Annotated in this window: 19 protein-coding genes; 9 read left to right on the forward strand and 10 right to left on the reverse strand. The window is 39.6% G+C overall.

Features of this window, described 5'->3' with window-relative positions; all coding sequences use genetic code 11:
• Positions 1-48 precede the first annotated feature (48 nt).
• Positions 49-1041, forward strand: a complete 993-nt coding sequence (locus tag THETH_RS09080) for a polysaccharide pyruvyl transferase family protein (protein WP_013933055.1) — start codon at positions 49-51, stop codon at positions 1039-1041.
• Positions 1042-1047: 6 nt separating this feature from the next.
• Here THETH_RS09080 and THETH_RS09085 read toward each other — a convergent pair whose 3' ends face one another.
• The 8 genes from THETH_RS09085 to hrcA all read right to left on the reverse strand — a co-directional run bounded on the left by THETH_RS09085 (position 1048) and on the right by hrcA (position 9193).
• Positions 1048-2169: an ROK family transcriptional regulator gene (locus tag THETH_RS09085; protein WP_013933056.1), complete on the reverse strand. Its 1122-nt coding sequence runs from the start codon at positions 2167-2169 to the stop codon at positions 1048-1050.
• 11 nt (positions 2170-2180) lie between these two features.
• Entirely contained in the window at positions 2181-3416 is a 1236-nt protein-coding gene (locus tag THETH_RS09090) for a glycosyltransferase (protein ID WP_013933057.1), read from the reverse strand.
• A 14-nt stretch (positions 3417-3430) separates the two neighbouring features.
• A complete protein-coding gene (locus tag THETH_RS09095; RefSeq protein ID WP_013933058.1) occupies positions 3431-4252 on the reverse strand; it encodes a carbohydrate ABC transporter permease in 822 nt (273 codons plus the stop codon).
• On the reverse strand, positions 4249-5124 hold the full coding sequence (locus tag THETH_RS09100; protein WP_211205266.1) for a carbohydrate ABC transporter permease: 876 nt from the start codon (positions 5122-5124) through the stop codon (positions 4249-4251). The genes THETH_RS09095 and THETH_RS09100 overlap by 4 nt, the downstream gene beginning before the upstream one ends.
• Positions 5125-5129: 5 nt before the next feature.
• The gene (locus THETH_RS09105) at positions 5130-6302 is read right to left on the reverse strand and encodes an ABC transporter substrate-binding protein (protein WP_013933060.1); all 1173 of its coding nucleotides are present in this window, start codon (positions 6300-6302) and stop codon (positions 5130-5132) included.
• 227 nt (positions 6303-6529) lie between these two features.
• A complete protein-coding gene (gene dnaJ / locus THETH_RS09110; protein ID WP_013933061.1) occupies positions 6530-7636 on the reverse strand; it encodes a molecular chaperone DnaJ in 1107 nt (368 codons plus the stop codon).
• A complete protein-coding gene (locus tag THETH_RS09115; protein WP_041446710.1) occupies positions 7620-8126 on the reverse strand; it encodes a nucleotide exchange factor GrpE in 507 nt (168 codons plus the stop codon). The genes dnaJ and THETH_RS09115 overlap by 17 nt, the downstream gene beginning before the upstream one ends.
• Before the next feature lie 38 nt (positions 8127-8164).
• A complete protein-coding gene (hrcA, locus tag THETH_RS09120) occupies positions 8165-9193 on the reverse strand; it encodes a heat-inducible transcriptional repressor HrcA (protein WP_013933063.1) in 1029 nt (342 codons plus the stop codon).
• Between the two features lie 103 nt (positions 9194-9296).
• Between hrcA and THETH_RS09125 the strand changes: the two genes are divergently transcribed.
• From THETH_RS09125 to THETH_RS09140, 4 genes are read left to right on the forward strand one after another with little or no spacing between them, the layout of a single operon-like run.
• Positions 9297-10778, forward strand: a complete 1482-nt coding sequence (locus THETH_RS09125; protein WP_013933064.1) for a UDP-N-acetylmuramoyl-L-alanyl-D-glutamate--2,6-diaminopimelate ligase — start codon at positions 9297-9299, stop codon at positions 10776-10778.
• Positions 10768-12045: a UDP-N-acetylmuramoyl-tripeptide--D-alanyl-D-alanine ligase gene (locus THETH_RS09130; protein WP_013933065.1), complete on the forward strand. Its 1278-nt coding sequence runs from the start codon at positions 10768-10770 to the stop codon at positions 12043-12045. The genes THETH_RS09125 and THETH_RS09130 overlap by 11 nt, the downstream gene beginning before the upstream one ends.
• Positions 12039-12941 carry a phospho-N-acetylmuramoyl-pentapeptide-transferase gene (gene mraY, locus THETH_RS09135; protein WP_013933066.1) on the forward strand — a complete coding sequence of 301 codons (903 nt, stop codon included), beginning with the start codon at positions 12039-12041 and terminating at the stop codon, positions 12939-12941. The genes THETH_RS09130 and mraY overlap by 7 nt, the downstream gene beginning before the upstream one ends.
• Positions 12938-13960 carry a hypothetical protein gene (locus THETH_RS09140; protein WP_013933067.1) on the forward strand — a complete coding sequence of 341 codons (1023 nt, stop codon included), beginning with the start codon at positions 12938-12940 and terminating at the stop codon, positions 13958-13960. The genes mraY and THETH_RS09140 overlap by 4 nt, the downstream gene beginning before the upstream one ends.
• 12 nt (positions 13961-13972) lie before the next feature.
• On the opposite strand, the gene acpP is transcribed toward THETH_RS09140, so the two are convergent.
• Positions 13973-14212: an acyl carrier protein gene (gene acpP / locus THETH_RS09145; RefSeq protein WP_013933068.1), complete on the reverse strand. Its 240-nt coding sequence runs from the start codon at positions 14210-14212 to the stop codon at positions 13973-13975.
• Positions 14213-14393: 181 nt separating this feature from the next.
• Positions 14394-15182, reverse strand: coding sequence for a DUF72 domain-containing protein (locus THETH_RS09150; RefSeq protein ID WP_013933069.1), 789 nt, complete (start codon positions 15180-15182; stop codon positions 14394-14396).
• A gap of 45 nt (positions 15183-15227) precedes the next feature.
• Between THETH_RS09150 and THETH_RS09155 the strand changes: the two genes are divergently transcribed.
• The 4 genes from THETH_RS09155 (at position 15228) to THETH_RS09170 (ending at position 20389) form a co-directional block, all read left to right on the forward strand.
• The gene (locus THETH_RS09155) at positions 15228-16082 is read left to right on the forward strand and encodes a deoxyribonuclease IV (protein ID WP_013933070.1); all 855 of its coding nucleotides are present in this window, start codon (positions 15228-15230) and stop codon (positions 16080-16082) included.
• Complete coding sequence (locus THETH_RS09160) at positions 16079-17743, forward strand: Rqc2 family fibronectin-binding protein (protein ID WP_013933071.1); 1665 nt, start codon at positions 16079-16081, stop codon at positions 17741-17743. Before THETH_RS09155 ends, THETH_RS09160 begins: the two co-directional genes overlap by 4 nt.
• 378 nt (positions 17744-18121) lie before the next feature.
• Positions 18122-18805, forward strand: coding sequence for a DUF4912 domain-containing protein (locus tag THETH_RS09165; RefSeq protein WP_013933072.1), 684 nt, complete (start codon positions 18122-18124; stop codon positions 18803-18805).
• Between the two features lie 3 nt (positions 18806-18808).
• Positions 18809-20389: a glycoside hydrolase family 57 protein gene (locus THETH_RS09170; RefSeq protein ID WP_013933073.1), complete on the forward strand. Its 1581-nt coding sequence runs from the start codon at positions 18809-18811 to the stop codon at positions 20387-20389.
• The last annotated feature ends 15 nt before the right edge of the window (positions 20390-20404 follow it).

The following is a 20404-nucleotide window of genomic DNA, read 5'->3' on the forward strand; positions in this document are numbered from 1 at the left end:
CCTGTTATAATCTCGTTTGGATAATTCTACAAAAAGGAAGGTTTTTCCTTGAAAACGGCATTTGTTTTTGGATATTACGGTTACGGCAACGTTGGAGATGAACTTTTGTGTAAGGCAACGCTGAAACTTCTTGAGGAAGCAGGATTTCACAAGATTTATCTTGCTGTTCCAAAAGAAAGAGTAAACGATTATACAAGCAAATTGGTAAAGCCTGTGGATAGGTTCTCACCCTTTGCAGTGATCAAAGCCATAACAAAAAGTAGTGTTGTAGTTTGTGGCGGCGGAGGAATTTTTCAAGACGAAACAAGTTTTAGAAGTCTTCTTTATTACTCTTCAATAGTCTTTCTTTCAATCTTGCTTCGAAAACCAGTCATTCTACTTGGTAATAGCTTTGGTCCTTTGAAAAGGAAAAGTTCAAGGTTTCTTGTGAAAAGTTTTCTGGCCAGCCGAAAAGTTTACGTTTTTGCGAGAGATCCTGTGAGCTATAGGTACGCAAGAATGGTTGGAAAGAATGTTTATCAAGGGACTGATCTTGCCGTCCTTGCCTTTGATTTTGATCCGGATTTTCAATCAAGCTCAAATTGGATTTGTTTTTGCGTAAAAAAACCAATGGATTTGAGTCATCTCGTGAACGTGATTGAAGAAAAGGTGGGCAAAGAAAACGTTGTCATCACGGCGTTCAGCGAGGAGGACGAGGAAGTTTCACTGCAAATTGCATCGAAACACAATTTGAAATACGTGGAAGACCCAATAAAAGCCGTGCTTTCTTCAAGGTTGGTTGTTTCTCAAAGGATGCACGCAAGTTTGTTGGCTGCCTACTATGGTATTCCATTTATAAGTTTGAACAACAGTAAAGCAAACAGGTTTATGAAGAAATACTTGCCGAAGTACGAAGGCTATCTAAAAGAGGATGAAGTGGAAGTAGCTTTGGCGGTGGTGAAATTGCTTGACAAAAAAATCGATGTGGCAAAGCAAATGATGAACGATGCCAAAGACATGGCGGAAAGGTTCAAAAAACTTTTGAAAGTTTTATGTAAGTGAAATTGTCTATCGTACGAGTTTGTGCAAAAACTTGTGAAAACCAGCCAAGGCTACCCCAAATTCCCAGTTTGCGTTTGCTGTTTCGAAAACCACGGAGTTTACGAATTCTTTGTTGAAGTTGGTTTCAACGTGGTTTTTCATCAGTTTAATCATCTCAACGTTTGTCAAACCTTCTCCAAGAAAGAAAACCTTCGATGGCTTTAAAATTAGCAAAAGGTTACCAATGACTAAAGAAAGCAAACGAAAAGCTGGTTCGTAAAAACTTCTTACCCTTTCAAAGTCACTTTTGGAAAGTTCCCTAAGTTCGTTGATTTTATCTCGGTATTTTTCTTCCTCGTTGGCTGCGAAATCTTCGAATGAAAAGTTCTTATTCAAGAATGCTTTTAAGACGGCGTATTCCGACGCATGATACTCTAAACAGCCAACTTGTCCACAGTAACACTTTCCAGTTTTTGAAACAATTGAATGCCCGATTTCTATGTGCTGTGCCTTTCCAAATTTGTAGTAACTTGCACCTATTCCTGTTCCATATGTGAGTACAAGAAAATTTGTTTCTCCTATGTTAGATATGGCATAACTTAACGCATCAACATCGTTCATGAGAACAAAATTTTCAATATTCATTTGGGATAATAATTCAGCTACGTTCAAGTTTCTTACATTCATCAAGTGAGAAACAATAATGCTTTTTTCATCAACTATACCACTCGAACAGATCCCCACACACAACAATTTTTCGCATATAAGGTTTTCTACCACTTCTTTGATCGCCTTCGAATAACCTGCGTTGTTTCTCATCTCTGCCATTATTCTGACAGAGTAAGTGTGAATATTTTGCATCAGAGCGTTGAAAAGAGTTCCCCTGACTTCCTCTCTTCCAACCTTTACTCCTATGGAGAACCATGCGTCGGGCTTTATTCGGTACAGTTGCATTGGTCTACCTCGAGATTTGGGGAGAGTTATAGCTGTTACAAGTTGTTCTTCCGTAAGTTCTCTCAAAATATAACTGAGAGTACTCAAAGACAGTTTCGTCTCTAAAGCAAGTTGTTCCCTAGAGCACTCTTTTTTCTTGAATATGGTCAAAAGTACCTGTTGCTTGTTTTGTTTTCTCATTGCCGGCGCAGGCAAGATATCCCACCTCAAGATCGATAATACATTATGCTATTTAAAAGTTTCAGATAATTGGTAAGATTAGCCGTTATAATGAATTTTTCTATCACATCTTTCCCACCAGCAATACCCATGGTTTTTCTTTTTGTTTCATCCTTTACAAGTTCTACAACATACCTTGCAAGCTCTTCAACATCCCAAGCAAGGTATCCTGTTTCACCGTGTCTGATTTGGATCTTTACTCCACCAACAGGTCTTGCCACAACAGGAACCTCCTTGTACAAAGCCTCACTTATCACCAATCCGAAGCCCTCTCTGGTTGCAGTATGAAGCGCCACAGTTGTTGATCTTTGAATTGCGTTGACTTCCAAATTTCCCACACCGTTCAAGTTGGTGCAGAAATGAATGTCTTTGTCGGTTCCTGCATACCTTGCAACCCTTTCAAAGAAAATCCAACCTTCCGGATCATCGGATGCCATTGCGGAAACTATTGCAAGTTGAACCTCAGGTATGGTTTTCTTAACTATTCTATAGACGTCTATCGCCGAGAAAAGATCTTTCCAGGGATCGAACCGTGCTACAACTGTGATCAAAGGTCTTGTTGGATCTATGCCAAGCCTTTCGAGAACTTTAAAGCAAAAATCTTTATCGAGTTCTTTGTTCTTGTCGCTCAAGGGATCTATACTCGGTGGAAATGCCACACATTTTGAGGCAAGATCTTTCGGGAAATATTCTGAAAGGTGGAATATCAACCTGTCGTAATCTTTCACGTAACTGCTGAATTTTGACCAGACTACTTGATTTGGTGTGGACAGGTCGATATGGCAGCGCCAAATCCACTTTGTGGAAGAATTGACTTTTGCAAACTTTTTTATCGCAGCTGGCTGAGGATCGTGAATAATAATCACATCGTAGTTGTCTTCTACCATGTGGGAATTTTGTTCACAAACTTTTTCGTACAGATCCCATTCGGTATCGGCAATTTCAATTTCAGCTCCCTGAAGCGTGTTGTGAAACTTCTTAGTCACGTTGAAAAAGTCGTTTGGAGCTTCCAACGCGTGCCATTGAGCGTCAAGACCAACAGATCTCATCAGAGGAACAAGGTTTTGAAGAATTTCAGCCACTCCTCCACCGAATGCAGTTGCGTTCACATGGACAATCCTTAAACCTTTCAAAGGATCAGCCAACTGCTTGATTTTTTCAACTTGATCACCGATGATAGGTTTGTATTCATCAACACTTCTTTCTTTTAAAACCACTTTCACAACTTTTCCCCCTTTCACTTAAGTGACCAACCGATCATGCCTCGTATGTAATATTTTTGCAGCAACAAATAGACGATTATCGGAACTATCATGACCATTATCGATGCCGATGCAAGTAATCCCCAATCCACGTGGTAAACACCACGCATCAAAGGTATTCGTTGTGTTGCAAGCAGCTTGTTTGGAGAGTAAACCAATATCAGCGCAAGGAAGAAATCGCTCCAAACCCATGTGAACTGCAAAGCGCACGCAGAACCAATTGCCGGTAGGGCAATTGGCAGTATTATCCTGAAGAATGTCTGTATATCATTTGCTCCATCGATCCTTGCGGCTTCCTCCATTTCCTTTGGTACCGTGTAGAAGAAATTTCTCATGAAAAAGGTTATCCACGGTATTCCCCAAGCTGTATGAACAATCACCAAACCAAGGTAACTGTCAATTAACCCAAGGAAGTTCATCATTTGAAAGATTGGGACAGCTATCGTTTGCTGTGGTAAGGCAAGCGTTATAACAACAAGCACAAAAAGACTTTTCTTAAAGCGGAATTTGTATCTTGAAAATCCGTAACCTGCCATAGTTGCTATCAGAAGTGGAATTACTGTTGCAGGTACTGCAACCATAAGGGAATTGACCACGCCGTTCTTCAAGGAAGCGGTTGGGTGATTCCAAGCTCCGGCGAAATTTTTCCATGTGAACGTGAAAGAATCAAATCGCCACCAACCTCTCATAAGTTCACTCATAGGGCGAGTGGCTGTCATCAAGAGTCCAACGAAAGGCAAAATCCAAATCAACCCAATGATCCATGCGATCATAGTCAAAATAATTTTTTTCTTCATGTTTCATCCCTCACAGACTTGAGAAGAGCGAAGCTTGCGGCAAGAGTGGACAAGGCTAGTAAAACCGCAACAACAGCCGCTCTGTTGAAATCAAAAGCTCTGAATGCGTAAACATACATCTGCAATGCCAAGACGTTTGAGGCACCGCCTGGTCCGCCCATGGTTGCAACGTAAACTATATCGAAGACCTTCAGTTCCCAAAGCAAAGTCATCGTGGCAACTACCACTGTGATGGGTCTTAACAGAGGCACTGTTATTCTCCTAAAGATGGTAAAAGAAGATGCTCCATCTAGTTGTGCAGCTTCGTAGATGTCTTTTGGTATTGTTTCAAGGCCTGCGGAGTAAAGAACAACAGAAAAACCAGTCCATAGCCAAACAGATCCAAAGATGAGCGATAGAAGTGCGCTATCTGGATGAGCGGTCCAAGTTTTTGTTGGTAGTCCAAAAAGACTAAGAATACCGTTGACAATTCCAAGGTTTCTGTCGAAAATGAAATTGATCATAACACCACCGACTATCATTGGCATAACCATTCCGAGGAAGATAACAGCTTTGATAACGGTTCCACCGTACACATTTCTGAGTAAGACCGCTAAAAGTAAACCTATTCCAACGGTCATCGGTAGATGTATACCTATCCACAAAAGATTGTGCAAAAGGGCCCCCAGGGGAAAGCCCCTGGAAAAGCCCCTTGTATCGATTATTTCACGGCTGAGGATGACTTGTACATAGTTCTTCAATCCAACAAAGTTCCCGTCTTGATCCAGAAAGCTGTATACTACAGTTCTTATAACCGGATATACAACGAATGTAAGTAGCATCAAAACAGCTGGTAGGAGAAAGAACAGAACATATCTTTTTCGTGCTTTCATGGTCATCATTTCCTTGGTGCTTTTTCTTGCAGAACTTTTATGATTTCTTCCAACCTATCAGGTCTAACCCACAACAGCTTGAGCTGATCCCAGAAAGTCGGTTGCCATTGTCCACCGATGGTATCATCAAGATCTGGTAGTGCTGCTACTCCCTGTATTATCTTCGCAACTTCTCGATCAACTGCAGGGTAGTTCGAAAGATCTATGCCGACAACTGTGGCGATATGACCTCCCTGTTTGATTTGAACAGTTTGACCTTCTGGACCACAAAGCCAGCTTATGAGCTTCTTCGCTTCTTCAGGATATTGAGTATATTTTGGAACGAATGCATAATCAGGTCCGAATACAACACCCTTTGTTCCTGGAAGTGCGAATACTCCAAGGTCATTTGGATCTTTCACCATACCCGTTATCCAGCTTCCCATGAAGTACAAAGCATAATCGCCATTCCACCATTGTTCAAGTGCAAGTGTCCACTCGGTTGGCTCTCCGAAGTAGCGTTTCTCCAGTAGATATACCAATTTGTTCAAAGCATTTCGAACTGTGTAGCTATCCCACCTGATGTTGCCTTCGACAAGATCGTAGATAACCTCTGGCCCAGCGAATGAAATGAGAAAATGTTCCGTGACATCCGACAGTGGCCAACCGACTCCGTCACCGCTTGCGATAGGTGCTTTTATGCCAGGGATCTTTTTGATCTTCTCAAGCAATTCCACGAACTCTTCCCAGCTTGTCGGTGGTTGCAGTCCATGTTTTTCAAAGAAACTCTTTCTGTACCAGAATCCTGGTTTGACTTTGCCTGTGTACGCTGCACCATACAGTTCCTTGCCAACCTTCACGGCATCAAGCGCACCTGCCAGGTACTTGGTCTCGTCTATTACACCAGTTAAAGGCAAAATGTGTCCGCGTTGACCATACTCTCTGATGAAGTGTGCCCACATGAATATGACATCTCCAGGTGTTCTTTTTGCAGCAAACTGAGCAGGAAGAAGGTTTGCAAGATCCTCTGCTCTGTAGATCTTGTACTCCACTTTGATACCAGTTTGTTTTGTGAACTCTTCCAGAACTGGCATGAACTTATCCATCTCGGCTCCGGACCACGGACCTATGACAGTTAAGGTTGTGGCACTGAGAACAACGGCTACCGTAAGAGCAAGAACCGCAAGTAACCTCTTCATGTTATCCCTCCTTGTTTCCCCCAACGTAGAGGGGGGAGATTTTTGTCGTAACATAAATTAATTCCGTGATAATAATAAGCCAACAAAATTTACATGTCAAACTTTGAGAGAGAAAGAAAAATGAAGAAAAAAGGAGAATACTTGAGAAAATTGAAAGAAAAGGAACTTTTTGGATGAAATTGGAAAAAAACAGAGATTATTGGGCAGAAAAGAAGAATTTTGTGATATTACACATCAAAATCCTTTATTTTTGCGATCTCTTTGAGAAGTTGTTCCTCTTTTGCGGAAAGTTTCTCTGGGAATTTTACGTTAACGGTGACAAGCAAATCTCCTCTTCTGCCAGTTCTTGGAGAATAAAATCCCAAACCTTTTAACCTGAAAACTGTGCCAGGCTGAGTCAAAGGCGGTATCTTTAACATCGTCGAATCGCCTGTTGGCAAATCGATTCTCACCGTTGTACCAAGAAGTGCTTGTACATAATCGATATCGATTTCGGTGAGAATATCGTCGTCTTGCCTTTTGAATCTTCTATCGGGTTTCACATGAACGGTTACATACAACGCACCGTATCCTCCTCCGTTGTATCCTGCGTTTCCTGCCCCATCTATTCTAATTCTTGTTCCGTCGCTGACACCTGGTGGAATATCCACAACGGTTCTATACCTTCTTTTAACACGACCTGTTCCACCGCAATAATGACATCTTTCTTTAACGACTTTTCCAGTTCCACCGCAAGTTGTACAGGTTGTGGTGCTTACAAAAATTCCAAAAACGCTTCTTCTTTCTTCCCTTATCACACCGGATCCTCGGCACCTTGGACAAGTTTGATATCCACTGCCAGGTTCAACACCTGTTCCATTGCAATGTTCACATTTTTCATATCTATCGTACTCAATTGGTACTTGCTTACCTGTTATGGCGTCTGCAAAGCTTATTTCAACGGTTACAGAGATATCTTCCCCAGGTCTTCTTCTTGCTTGTTGTCGTTCTTCCGCACCACGCTCTCCGAAAAAGATATCGAATATATCTCTTCCAAAGAAGCTTTCAAAGTCTTTGAAGATGTCTTCAAAGGTTGTTCCACCGGTTGGTTGTTCGTACGCCGGTTCCCCAATGTATCCAAAGCGATCGTACATGGCTCTTTTCTGTGGATCGCTCAAAACTTCGTAAGCTTCCTGTATTTCTTTGAATTTTTCTTCAGCTTCTTTTTTGTTTTCTGGATGTAGGTCGGGGTGCCATTCTTTTATTAACTTTCTATACGCTTTTTTAATTTCTTCTTGAGATGCATCTCTTGGAACACCAAGTATGGCGTAGTAATCTTTACTCTGCCTTGGCACGGTTGTCACCTCTTGGTTTAACGGCTACTTGAACTTTCAAAGGTTTTATGACCTTGTTTCTGTATTTGTAACCATTCTCAAGAACCTTAAGTACCGTGTACTCTTCGTACTGGTCTGTTTCAACTCTTTCAACGGCTTCGTGTTCGAATGGATCGAAAGTTGGTTTTGGTTCGATTTTGAAAAAGCCCTCGTCGTTCAGAATTTTCCACAGTTTTTTGTATACCATTTCAACGGCTTTTTTCAAAGAATCAAAGGAACTTGAAGTTTGTGAATTCTCTAAGATCCTTTCAAAGTCGTCCAAAGCTGGTATAAGTTTTGAAAGCAGATATTCGTTGGCATTTTTGAGTATCTGTTCTCTATCTCGAAGAGAATCTTTTTTGAAATTTTCATACTCAGCAGTAAGCTCTTTAAGAGCTTTTAGCAATTTTTCATTTTCTTTTTGAAGCTCTTCAAGTTTTGCTTTCAAATCTTCACTGGTTTGATTGCTCATTTCACTTATTTGTTGACCGTTGATATACTCTTTTTCGTTCATTGCTCTATTCCCTCCTTTCTGATGGCAAGCGTGAAGTATTCTGTCAACCTGCTTGTTATGTATCTTAAGGATGAAAAGATTTCTTCGTATTTTACCACTTTTGAAGTTATCACCATGATTTTTCCTATGCTTCTGTCCTCTTTTTTGTATTCATCTATGAACAGTGCGAAATTCTCAAGACCTTGTAAGCCATGTTCTGATCCGATCAAGATTTGAGGTAAATCTTGGGTTTGATCCATAACCTTTTTTAAAGCTAGATCTTCCGAGAAAAACTGTGAAAGTTTTCTTATCTCTTGGATGTTGAAATCTTCGCTGTTTATAAGAGTATCAAGGCCTACTTTGATCAAGGAATTTCTAAGATCTTCCGAAAGAGATTTAACCAGATTTTCTGCTATCTCTATCATTTCTTCGTTGATGTTTTCTTCAAATCTTCTCTGTGGCATTTGTTCCAACGCGTATCCTACAAGCAATTTGTTTAGAAGTTTTTCAAAGTTTGCCACATCTATTTTCTCAAATGTTCTGAAAGGAATGAATTTCATGAATCCAAGTTCTGTTGTCACAGTCATTATATAATAGTGCCTTGTAACGGGCACGACGAAAACGCGTATGATTTTCAATTTGTCAATTTTTGGTTTTTCTAGTACAACGGCTCCTTGCGTGATCTTTGAGAGTGCCCTTGCTGCTCCTTCCAATATTTTCTCCATGTCTCCAAAACTCATAGGGTATGTTGAATGAATCGATGCAGATGGCTGATAGTATTCCTTCATCAATTTCAAAGTTTCTTCAACGTAGAATTTAAAGCCTTTGTCCGTTGGAATTCTTCCAGCGGAAGTATGAGGCTGGCGTAGATAACCTAAATATTCCAGCCTTCGAAGATCGTTTCTAACCGTCGCACCACTACATTGAATATCCGAGGTTTCAAGGATTCTCTCGGAGCTAACAGGTTTTTTCGTCAATATGTATTCACGAACGGCGCAGAAAAGAACCTTTCTTTGCCTTTCGTTTATCCTTGAATCCCGTTTCATTTTTTATCACTCTCACACCTTGAGTGCTAATTTTAGCCTACCACGTTTTGGCCAACTTGTCAAGTTGGTGCTGTAATGTTAAAATTGCTTTGAGGTGATGAAAATGCTTGTGCGAAACATTGTTGCAGCAATCGAAGGAATGGTTGTGAATGCTTCGCTGGATGGGGCTTTGGACAAGGAAGTTCTTGGTTTAACGAATCATTCTGCACAGGTTAAGCCAGGGTATGTGTTCATATGTCGCAAGGGTAGCAAGTTTGATTCGCACGAGCTGGTTCCCGAGGTGGCAAAGAGAGATCCTGCCTTGATCGTTATGGAAAAAGTTGTTCCTTGCAAAGTCCCACACGTGATTGTTCCAGACAGTAGATTAGCCGAAGCTTTAATTGCAGCTGAATTTTACAACCATCCTTACAAAAAGCTTTTGACGATCGGCGTAACTGGAACAAACGGTAAGACAACCTGTGTCCACTTGTTTCATCACGTTCTCAAACAGTTGGGCTTAAAGGGTAGCATGTTGGGAACGGTGGTTTACGACATTTTAGGTGAAAAACCTTTTCATGCCGACAACACAACGCCTGATGCGATTGTCACACTGTCTGCAATGGCCAAAACTGTACAAAGAAATGGTCAATACTTTGCGATGGAAGTTTCATCTCATGCTCTTGCGATGAAAAGGGTTGAAAGCATAAGATTTGATATAGCTGGCTTGACAAATATAACAAGGGATCATTTGGATTATCATCAAAACTTTGAAGATTACGTCAAAACCAAACTCCACATTTTTGATTTGCTTAAGGATGAAGGAATAGCTGTTATAAGCGATGAGTATCAACATTTGTTGAGCAAAAAGGTTAGGAAAGTTGTCTACGGTATATCGACTAAAAGTGATTATAAAATTTTGGACATGGATGTGGAAAAACACAAGACGAAGTTCAGATTTTCAACTAAATTTGGGATTTTCGACTGCGAGATCAATCAACCAGGGGTTCACTTTGCTTACAATGCTTCACTTGTGATGGCTGCCTTGATGGAAATAGGGTACGATCCAAAAGCGGTTGTTGAGGCAGTTAAAACTTTCCCAGGTGTCGAGGGAAGGTTTCAATACGTTCCAGAGGCAAGTTTGCTTGGAATAGAAGTAGTCGTAGATTTTGCACACAGTCCTGATGCACTTGAGAAAACTTTGATAACCGCAAGAAAGCTTTCTTCTGGAAGAGTGATAACGGTTTTTGGTGCAGGTGGGCAAGCAGATAAGGGTAAAAGACCTTTAATGGCAGAAGTGGTGTGCAAGTACTCGGACATAACGATCATCACAACTGACGATCCAAGAGGGGAAGATCCGGAGGAAATTCTGCGCCAAGTTGAAAAGGGAGTTATCCCAGGTTGTCCTTACCTTTTGATACCAGATAGGGCTGAAGCCATCGAAACTGCCTTAACAATTGCCAACCGAGGAGATATGGTAATAGTTGCAGGTAGAGGGCACGAGGAGTATCAAATTTTCAGCGAGGAAAAGAAAATACCCTTTAAAGATGCTGATGTGATAAGAGAACTTATAAAAAAAGTTGCAGGGAAGGGAAAAGATGTTGCTTGATTTGTTTGAAAACACAACTTTTGTAATTGACTCAAGAAAGGTTGTTCCAGGTTGTGTTTTTGTTGCGCTAAAAGGAGAAAAAACTGATGGTCATCTTTACGTGAGGGAAGCTCTTGAAAAAGGGGCAAAACTTGCTGTAGTGGAGAAGCAAGTTGATGCACCTAGCGACAAACTTGTTTTCGTGCCAAGTACTGTTGATTTTCTTGCTCAATTGGCTTCTTATAGGCTTTCAAAGCACAATCCTTTAGTTATAGGCATCACTGGATCTAACGGAAAAACCACAACCAAGGAAATTTTGTTCAAACTTTTGGAAAATTATGGTCCTTTTCGAAATGAAGGAAACTTGAATACCGAGATAGGCCTTCCTTTATCCATCATCAACGGTTATCTTGGGCAAAAAATAGTGATTTTGGAAATGGCTATGAACAAGGTGGGAGATATCGCAAAACTATGCCAAGTGGCTAGGCCAAGGATAGCAGTTTTGCTGAACGTTGGAAGTGCACACAGAGGGGTTGCAGGAGGAGATGAGGCAATTTTGAGAGGAAAACTTGAGATCGTTGAAAACATGGCGGTAGATGGAACAGCAGTTGTTTTGGATGACGAGCGAATTGTTTCAAGAATTAAGGGCAAAAACTGCGTTACCTTTGGTTATTTGAAGGGAGATTATCAACTGATTTCCTTTGAATACAAAAACTTAAAAACGATAACGGTTTATTCTGCCAAAGGAAAAATTTTAAAAGTTGAATTAAGCAATATTTGGAACACAGGTCAGCTTACAAACCTTGCGGCTGTTTTCGCCGTTTTGGATCTTTTGGGTTTGGAAGTTGATTTGAAAAAACTTGAAGAATTTGACTTTGTGCCTGGTCGATTCAAACTTGTTGAGTGCAAAGGTATTTACATTTTTGACGATTGTTACAACGCTAGCTTGGAGTCTTTCAAAGTTGCCGTTGATACCATCAAGAAAGTTGGTAAGAGGGCTTTTGCAGTTGTTGGTTCCATAAAGGAACAAGGGGAATTTTCAAATCAAACTCATCTTGAACTTGGAAAGATTTTGGAACAGCTTGACGGTGTGATCGTGTATACAAAAGAACCGGAGATAGAAGTGATGAAGTGCTCAAAGGAAATTTTGCGAACATCGATCGTTGATGAGATTGTTCAAAAGTTGAGTGATATTCTCAAGGCTGAAGATGCCGTGTTGTTCAAAGCATCCAGAGCAGTTGAAATGGAAAAGGTTTTGCAGAGATTTTTGGAGGTGTTGAAATGTTAAAAGTTTTGGTTTCCTTTATCGTTTCAGTGAGCTTGTATCCGTTTTTGATTAAAGCTTTCAAAAAATGGAAAATAGGGCAGTTCATAAGAGAGGAAGGGCCTGACCTGCACAACTACAAAGCAGGAACTCCAACCATGGGTGGGATATTGTTTGTAACTGTGGCAGTCGTGGGATGCTTGTTTTCGCGTTTGTACATAGATGCTTTAGCGTTGGCTATGTTTGGTTTTGTTGGATTTTTGGATGACTTTCTGAGCGTAAGAAGAAAAAAAGCCCTAGGCCTTAGAGCATGGCAAAAGTTTTCACTGCAGGTTGTTTTTGCAACTGTGCTTTATCTTTTGATCAAACCGGAAAGCTATGTCGCCATTTCAAAATTTGGAAAGATTGAACTTGGAGGCTTTTATCCTATTTTTGCCGTGCTTTTGATCAGCGGCTTTAGCAACGCCGTTAATTTAACCGATGGGCTCGATGGTTTGGCTGGAACAATCTATTTAATAACCGCTGTTTTTTATTGGATATCTTTGAAAGGAAAAGTGGATTCATTGCTTTACAGCCTGGTCGCGGTTATGGCTTTTTTGTTTTACAACGTAAAACCTGCGAAAATTTTCATGGGGGATACAGGTGCACTTGCGTTGGGAGGATTGCTTGGAACAATTGCAGTGCGCACCAAATCCGAAATGTTTTTGATAGCTTTATCTCCTATTTTTCTTGTCGAAGTGATAAGCGTCATAATGCAGGTTACCAGTTTTAAACTGTTTAAACGCAGAATTTTCAAAATGTCCCCGTTGCACCATCATTTTGAACTTTTGGGTTGGAAAGAAGAAAGGGTTGTACAGATTTTCGCACTTGTAAACATTCTCTTTGCAACAGTTGTTTTGGCGGAGGTATATGGAATTTGAGTTTAAAAATCAAGTGTTTCTTTTCACTCGTATGTTTTTTGTTCTGCACCTGTATTTTGCTAGCATCCTTTACTTACAAAGTTCAAAGCATTCCAACAGGATACATGAGGATATCCTTCAACGATGGAATTATATGTTTGGTGCGCTCTAAACCAGCATCTGTTTTGGTTTTTGATCAAAGCGGCCAATTTTTGAGTGAGATAACCTTTAACTTATCTTACCCAGTTTCTGCTGTTCACGTGGCTGGGATGATATACGTTTCCGATTATTATCGTTCCAGCGTTATGGTTTACACAATTTTTGGGGCATTTTTGAAAAGAATCGAAGTTGGAAAGTATCCAACCATGGTAAAAGTTTTTCGGGAAAATGTCTACGTTGTATGCTCTGGTGATAGCACCGTGTACAGGATAAACATTTGGAAAAATGTGGTGGAAGAAAAGCTAACATTTGATAGTCCAACTTTGTATTTTGAACCTTTTCAAGACGAGGTAGTTTACCTGTACTATTACGACACCGGCAAAACTTTGGAAATCAGGCAAGGTTTGAGAAGGAAAGTTGTAAACCTTCAAAATTTGAAAAATCCTGTCAAATATTACCGCGGGGACGAGGGAGAGTATCTTTTGGGATACACCGATGGTATTTTGGTTAAGCTGAACGAAGGAAAGGAAGTATGGAGGGTTAATTTACCGGATTTTGCACGCGATTTTGTGGTTTTAAATGATTCTTTGGTCGTAACCAGTTTGTTTGAGCCGGTTTTAAGTTTTGTTTCCACAAGGGACGGAAAACTGATCAAACAGATTAAATTACCAAACCCAACACATAAAATTTTGTCGGTGGCTGATAAGCTGGTTACACTTAATCATTTACCTGGAGAAGTTTACATCGTAGATCCAACAACTGGAAATTTTGAAACGATAAAAGTTGGAGAATACGCAATCGAAATGGTCAAGATCAACGATCAAACTTTTGTCGTTCTTTGCTGTGACAGTGGAGAGTTGTTCTTTTTCGTCAAATCCTGAGGGAAAATTCCCTCAGGATTTGGAAAGTATGTAATCTACCACATCTTTTACCGTTGTTATTTTGTCCAAATCTGAGTCGTCGATTTTAACACCAAAGTTTTCTTCAACAGCCATCACAAGGTCGACCAAATCCAAAGAATCTGCGTTTAGATCATCGATGAGTTTGCTTGTTTCTTTCACTTCGGATTCTGAAATACCAAGTTTTTCGGCAATGATTTTGGTCACTTTTTCAAGCACTTCTTGTCTGCTCATTTTTTTCCCTCCCAGTGCATAGTTGTTTCGCAGCTATTATACAAACCCTTTGAAGATTAGTCAAACAAATCTTAATTTTTGAAAGTAATTTTTAGTGGTCAAACTGAAAGACTTATAAAAATTCTTATCTAAAGGCGGTTTGTGAGTAGATGATTTGTAAAAAAAAATTGTCGTTTAAACCTCAAAAAAGCTTTTCTTCTATCATTTTTCTAAGGGATATGGCATTTTTGACCGCTTTGCCACGATAACAGTTGTTGAAGAAGGCGAAAACATCAGAAGTTTCCTTGCTTGCAGTTAATATGTCTTGGGCAAATTTTGAAAGTTCTGTTTCGTTGTAGTCGTAGTTGTACCTTTCTCCTTCTGGGGCTTCAAACCATTGCTCGTTTCTGCCGTGAAACCTAAAGTAAGCAATCTTCGTCGTCCAAGCTGGCTTGTAAGGGAAAAGAGCTCTTATCTGAGGTTCGTCAACGACAACGTAAGTTAATTCATATTTTTTCAAAAAGTCAAAGGTAACTTCGTTGTCCCAGGAGTTATGCCTGAACTCAACTGCCAATGGTTCTTTTATCATCTGTCTGAGGCTTGCAAGGTAATCCATGTTTTGCTCGCTGAATTTGAAACTATATGGAAATTGCGCTAAAAAAGCTTTTAATCTTCCTTCTTCCAACATCGGTTGTAAAGCTTGAAAGGTATTTTTTAGATCATCAACTGGAATTTTTTGATTTTTCCAACCTTCGTGTGTAACCGAAGCAGGTAATTTAACGGCGAAGACAAAATCTGGGGGAGTTCGTCTGAGCATTGAAACGGTTGTTTTATAACTTGGGAGTCTGTAATAGGTGTAGTTGATTTCTACCGCTTTAAAGCCAAGTACTGCGTAATAATAAGAAAGCATTTCAGAACCTTTTATGTTTTGGGGATAAACCGTTCCGATCCAATCTTCGAAATGATAACCACTGGTTCCTATGTAAATCAAATTCCATCACCAAAGTTTATGTTATCATCAATTCGGTGATCGGTGATGGTGAAAGTGGGAGCTCATATGCCAATCGCTTTAGGTTTTGAAAAGGTACCGAAGTTGACAGTTGAAGTTGGAGGAAATGCCTTTCAAATTTTTCCCCACAGTCCAAGAACTTGGACTGCAAAAATTCCTGACAAGAAAGTTTGCAATCAATTCAAAGCCGAGATGGAAAAATATGGTATATCCTTCGATGCGGCTTTTTGCCATACCGGTTATCTGATAAACCTTGCAAGCCCAAGGGAAGATGTGTGGAAAAAATCCGTTGAATTGTTCATACTCGAAGGGAAAATATGTCAAGCTTTGGGGATAAAGTATCTCAACGTTCATCCTGGAAGCCATCTTGGTTTTGGAATAGAAGTTGGCATTGACAACATCGTTAAAGCTTTGGATTTGTTCCTTCAACAGGTGAAGGATGTTTTTGTGCTTCTTGAAAACACATCACCAAAAGGTGGAAACATTGGATACAACTTTTCACAGATGAAATCGATTTTAAGCAAAGTATCAGATCCTTCGAGAATAATGCTCACTTACGATACGTGTCATGGTTTTGATTCAGGTTACGACATAACGAACAAAGACGGGGTAAGAAAACTCTTAGACGAGATAGATAAAGAAGTAGGTTTTTGGCGCGTGAAGATGATTCATTTGAACGATTCAAAGGCACCACTTGGAAAACCAATGGATCGGCATGAAAACATAGGAAAAGGCACCATAGGAATTGATGGATTCAAATGTTTCTTGAGCTTTGAGGAAATTAGGGCAATTCCGCTTATCCTTGAAACTCCACAGGAAGAAGATATGTACCGCAAAGAGATAGCTTTGATCAAATCTTTGGTTGGAGAGATGCAAGCTTGATAGACGGTTTTGTACTTAGAAAAGTAACCGATGAACTTCAAAGCTTGAGATCAGAGCGACTTAGGCAAATTTATCAGTATGAGAAATTTGTTTTATACCTTTACTTTGAAAGTTCGGTTGTTAGAATCTGTTTGCAACCGTTGCTGCAACATGTTTGTTTAACGCAGAAAGAAGACTTTTCAGATCATCATCCTTCGAATTTCGTGATGCTTCTTCGCTCAAGGTTGAGAAATGGGAAACTCATCGAAATTGACCAGCACGAGCTTGACAGGATATTGTTTTTCACGATCGACAAAATAGACGAAGTAGGCCAAAGGCACGAGTACAAACTTTACGTTGAACTTTTTGGTACGCACAGCAATCTTGTTCTTGTGGAAGATGGCATTGTGATCGACTGTTTTAGGGAAGTGAAAAGCACTGCAAGACAAGTTGTCAAAGGTGAGCCTTATACGCTTCCGACTAGAAGTTTAAATCCACTGAAAATTGATTATGCGGATTTTCAGTTGAGTTCTTTCGAAAAGGTCTCTAAGTACATTCAAAGCACTTTTTACGGTTTTTCAAAGATACTTGTCAACGAAATTTTGCATCGAGCAGGAGTAAGTGATCTTCCAATTTCTGCACTTTCAGAAAAGGAGAAAGCCTTGTTGAAACACGCTTTCTTTTCCATAATCGACGACTTCTATAAATCTCAAGTTTGCGTTTACTCGTTGGAAGAAAAGTTTATACTTTCCTGCATACCTTTGACCATGCCTTTTGCAAGAAAATTGAAATGTTTCGAAAGCCCTTCAGCTGCTGTTGATGGACTTTACCAAATAGAATCAAAAAGGCAAAAGGCAAAGAAACTTTCTGAAGAACTCAGAAAAGCCGTTGAGGATATGATTCAAAAGGAGGAGAAATTGATCGAATCAGTTGAGAATGAGATTAAAGAGTGTGAAAAGATGAATGAATACTTCAAATTTGGAGAATTGTTGAAATATGCATCCGAATCGGATAGACAAGGCGATCAGGCGCTTGTTTTTGATTGGTACACTGGTCAAAAGGTTTGTATTCCTCTTGTTAAAGGTAAATCAGTTAAGGAAAGCTCGCAGCATTACTTTGAGTTGTATAAGAAAATGAAGGAAAAATTACCTGTACTTAAGGCAAAATTAGATCGAGCGAAGTCAAGATTAGATTACCTAAAAAATTTGAAAAAACAAATAGAATCGAGCGAAGATTTAGAAGTACTTGAAGGTATAAAAGAAGAGCTTTTTCCGCAGAAAAAAAGAAGTGATCAACGCGCTGAGGATAAACCTGGATTTAGAATTTTCCAATATGAAGGATTCACGATAGTGGTTGGCAGAAACAACAAGCAGAACGATGAGCTGGTTAGAAAATCCAGCAGCAAAGATATATGGTTGCATGCTCAAGGAATCCCTGGAGCACATGTGGTGATAAAGGTACAAGACAAAGTTCCTCCAGAATCTGTGATACGTTTTGCCGCTGGTCTTGCAGCTTATTATTCCAACGCTCGTTATTCCAGCAATGTTCCTGTCGATTACACTGAAGTAAAAAACGTTTACAAACCAAAAGGATTTCCACCGGGTAAAGTTTTGTACACGAATTTCAGCACAGTGTTTGTAGATCCGCTGAGCGTTGAACAGTTTGTTCAAAAGGCAGATTAACACGGAGTGACTTCTTCCTATTCCTTAAAAGGAATAGGCTTCCTGCTTCATCGCATTTTCCTGCTCCACAGGCTTTACTTCGGGCTGGTCCGACCCTAGGGCTTGATTCAGCTTCAAGCCAAAACAACTATGCCAAACAATTGCAGTTTAAAATCAATCCATTCATCACAATCCCTTGAAAGGGATGTGCTTTCTGGCTAAATTTCTGTAATTTTATAGAAAAATCCAAAAAATTTAAGCCTTTTGAGACAAATTACACCCGAAATTTCTCCAAATTGTTTGTTTAATCTCCCTCAATCACTTATTTACTTTGATTTACAACCACTCCACATTGTGATAAAATATTTTGTAAACCTTGTATAAAGGAGGCGTCAAAAAATGACGCGAAAAGAGATTCTCGATTTTTTATCATCCCAGCCGTCCATCCAATCTGCGAAAGCCTTTGCAAAAAAGCTCGGATTGAAAGTGAAAAAGCGCATGAAAAAACAAGAAGTTTACAAGATGCTTTATCAATACGCTGATTCCCTGAAGGAAGAAGAAAAACCAGATTTCTCGCAACCTGTTCAGCAAGAAGGTGTTCAAGATATTCCAACCTCTTATGGTTCAGATCGACTCGTTTTGCTCGCAGTTAATCCATATTTGGTCCATGTGTTTTGGGATCTATCTTTTTCCACGTACGAGAAACTTGCAAAAACAGGAAACGTTGTACTTAGACTTTACGATGTAACGTTCATTATTTTTGATGGAACAAATGCTCACAGAATTTTTGAAGCGGGAGTTCACCTAGACATGTGCAAAAACTATTATTTCAAAGTTCCAATGGCAAATGCCGATTATTTAGCGGAATTGGGTTATAAAAAAGATAATGGGGAATTTATCCCTGTACTTCGGTCAAACATATGTAGAACTCCATCCGCTTTTCCATCTTCTTCAGATAGACAAAGGTGGTATGTACGAGGAAAACCACAGATTGTAACGATTGGTGAGGTTTTGATCAAACCAGTTGAGAAAATAAGCGCTGTTGGAGGATCTTTTGAAGAGACTCTTTCAGGGAGGAGATAAAAGATGAAAGGATATTTTTGCCTAGTTTTACACACTCATCTTCCATACGTTCATCATCCTGAGTACGAAGAGTTTCTTGAAGAAAGGTGGTTTTTCGAAGCAATTAATGAAACTTACATACCTCTTTTGATGGTTTTTGATCGATTGGCTGAAAAGAAAATACCATTCAAAATCACCGTTTCATTGACTCCTCCTTTACTTGAAATGATGAGTGAGAAAAATCTTTCAGAAAAATTTGTCAAGCATACAAAGAAATTGATCGAACTTTGTGAGAAAGAACTGAATTATGTGAAGAGTTCAGAAGAGAAACAATTGGCGATGTTCTACAAAAAGAGGTTTGAAGATAACCTTCAGTACTATGAGTCTCTCTCTGAAAATCTAATCGAGGGTTTTAAAAAACATGCCACAGCTGGAAATTTGGAGCTTATAACTTGTAACGCAACGCACGCTTATCTTCCATTACTGCAGCACGACAAAAGATCTGTTGAAATTCAAGTGAAAGTTGGAGTGGAGGCTTTTAAACAAAGAGTTGGATACAACCCGAGGGGTATATGGCTTGCAGAATGTGGATATTATCCAGGCTTAGATGAAATCCTATCAAAATACGGTTTGAAATTTTTCTTCGTTGATTCACACGCCTTTTGGTATGCCGATGAAAAACCAAAGTTTGGGGTTTACAGACCCATTATGACATCATTTGGAATTTTTGCGCTTGCCAGGGATCCAGAATCCAGCGAGCAGGTTTGGAGCGCAACCTTGGGATATCCAGGTGATGGAAGGTACAGGGAATTTTACAGAGACATCGGTTATGATAGAGAGTATGAATACATAAAACCCTACATAGACCCATCTGGAGTCAGGGTCAACACTGGAATAAAGTATCACAAAATAACATCAAGGGAAACTCCTCTTGATAAAAAAGAATTTTACAACCGTTTCGAGGCTCTTAAAGCAGCTGAAGAACATGCAGAAGATTTCTTAAAAAAGAAAATTCATCAAGTCGAAAGACTTTTCAACATCTTTGGCGAACCACCGTTGATTGTAGCACCTTTCGATACAGAACTTTTTGGACATTGGTGGTTTGAAGGTCCAGAGTTCATAGAAGCTTTTTTCACAAAAATGGCAGAAACCCGCGTTTTAAAACCGCTTACAGCTTTGGAAGCAATTGAAAAATATGATTCTTATCAAATTTTAACTCCCGCTGAATCTTCCTGGGGCAACGGTGGTTATCACGAAACTTGGTTGAACGGAAAAAACGATTGGATTCAATTGCATATAAAAGAACTTTCTGAAAGGCTTTACAAGCACATTGATAATTTTAGGAATGAAACAGATCCCTTGAAATTTAGACTTCTCAACCAAATGCTAAGAGAAGTCCTTCTACTTCAATCCAGTGATTGGCCTTTCTTGATCACAACCGGTACAGCTGAGGAATATGCGGTTAACAGAATCAAAACACATGTGAAAAGATTTTTAGATTTGGAAAAGCAGCTTTTGGAGGATAATATAGATGAAGCGTATTTAACAAAGGTTGAGTCCATTGATTCAATCTTTCCTTGGTTGGATTTTAGAATTCATAGTTAAAAGAAAGGAGGATTA

The sequence above is a fragment of the Pseudothermotoga thermarum DSM 5069 genome (assembly GCF_000217815.1).
GTDB lineage: Bacteria > Thermotogota > Thermotogae > Thermotogales > DSM-5069 > Pseudothermotoga > Pseudothermotoga thermarum.

What these genes read in the sequence shown, in the direction of transcription:
- THETH_RS09095 (WP_013933058.1), bottom strand. Translation starts at nt 4,252, where the DNA reads ATGAAGAAAAAAATTATTTTGACTATGATCGCATGGATCATTGGGTTG.
- THETH_RS09165 (WP_013933072.1), top strand. Translation starts at nt 18,122, where the DNA reads ATGACGCGAAAAGAGATTCTCGATTTTTTATCATCCCAGCCGTCCATC.
- THETH_RS09125 (WP_013933064.1), top strand. Translation starts at nt 9,297, where the DNA reads ATGCTTGTGCGAAACATTGTTGCAGCAATCGAAGGAATGGTTGTGAAT.
- THETH_RS09155 (WP_013933070.1), top strand. Translation starts at nt 15,228, where the DNA reads ATGGTGAAAGTGGGAGCTCATATGCCAATCGCTTTAGGTTTTGAAAAG.
- THETH_RS09130 (WP_013933065.1), top strand. Translation starts at nt 10,768, where the DNA reads ATGTTGCTTGATTTGTTTGAAAACACAACTTTTGTAATTGACTCAAGA.
- THETH_RS09105 (WP_013933060.1), bottom strand. Translation starts at nt 6,302, where the DNA reads ATGAAGAGGTTACTTGCGGTTCTTGCTCTTACGGTAGCCGTTGTTCTC.
- THETH_RS09115 (WP_041446710.1), bottom strand. Translation starts at nt 8,126, where the DNA reads ATGAGCAATCAAACCAGTGAAGATTTGAAAGCAAAACTTGAAGAGCTT.
- THETH_RS09170 (WP_013933073.1), top strand. Translation starts at nt 18,809, where the DNA reads ATGAAAGGATATTTTTGCCTAGTTTTACACACTCATCTTCCATACGTT.
- hrcA (WP_013933063.1), bottom strand. Translation starts at nt 9,193, where the DNA reads ATGAAACGGGATTCAAGGATAAACGAAAGGCAAAGAAAGGTTCTTTTC.
- acpP (WP_013933068.1), bottom strand. Translation starts at nt 14,212, where the DNA reads ATGAGCAGACAAGAAGTGCTTGAAAAAGTGACCAAAATCATTGCCGAA.
- mraY (WP_013933066.1), top strand. Translation starts at nt 12,039, where the DNA reads ATGTTAAAAGTTTTGGTTTCCTTTATCGTTTCAGTGAGCTTGTATCCG.
- THETH_RS09100 (WP_211205266.1), bottom strand. Translation starts at nt 5,124, where the DNA reads ATGAAAGCACGAAAAAGATATGTTCTGTTCTTTCTCCTACCAGCTGTT.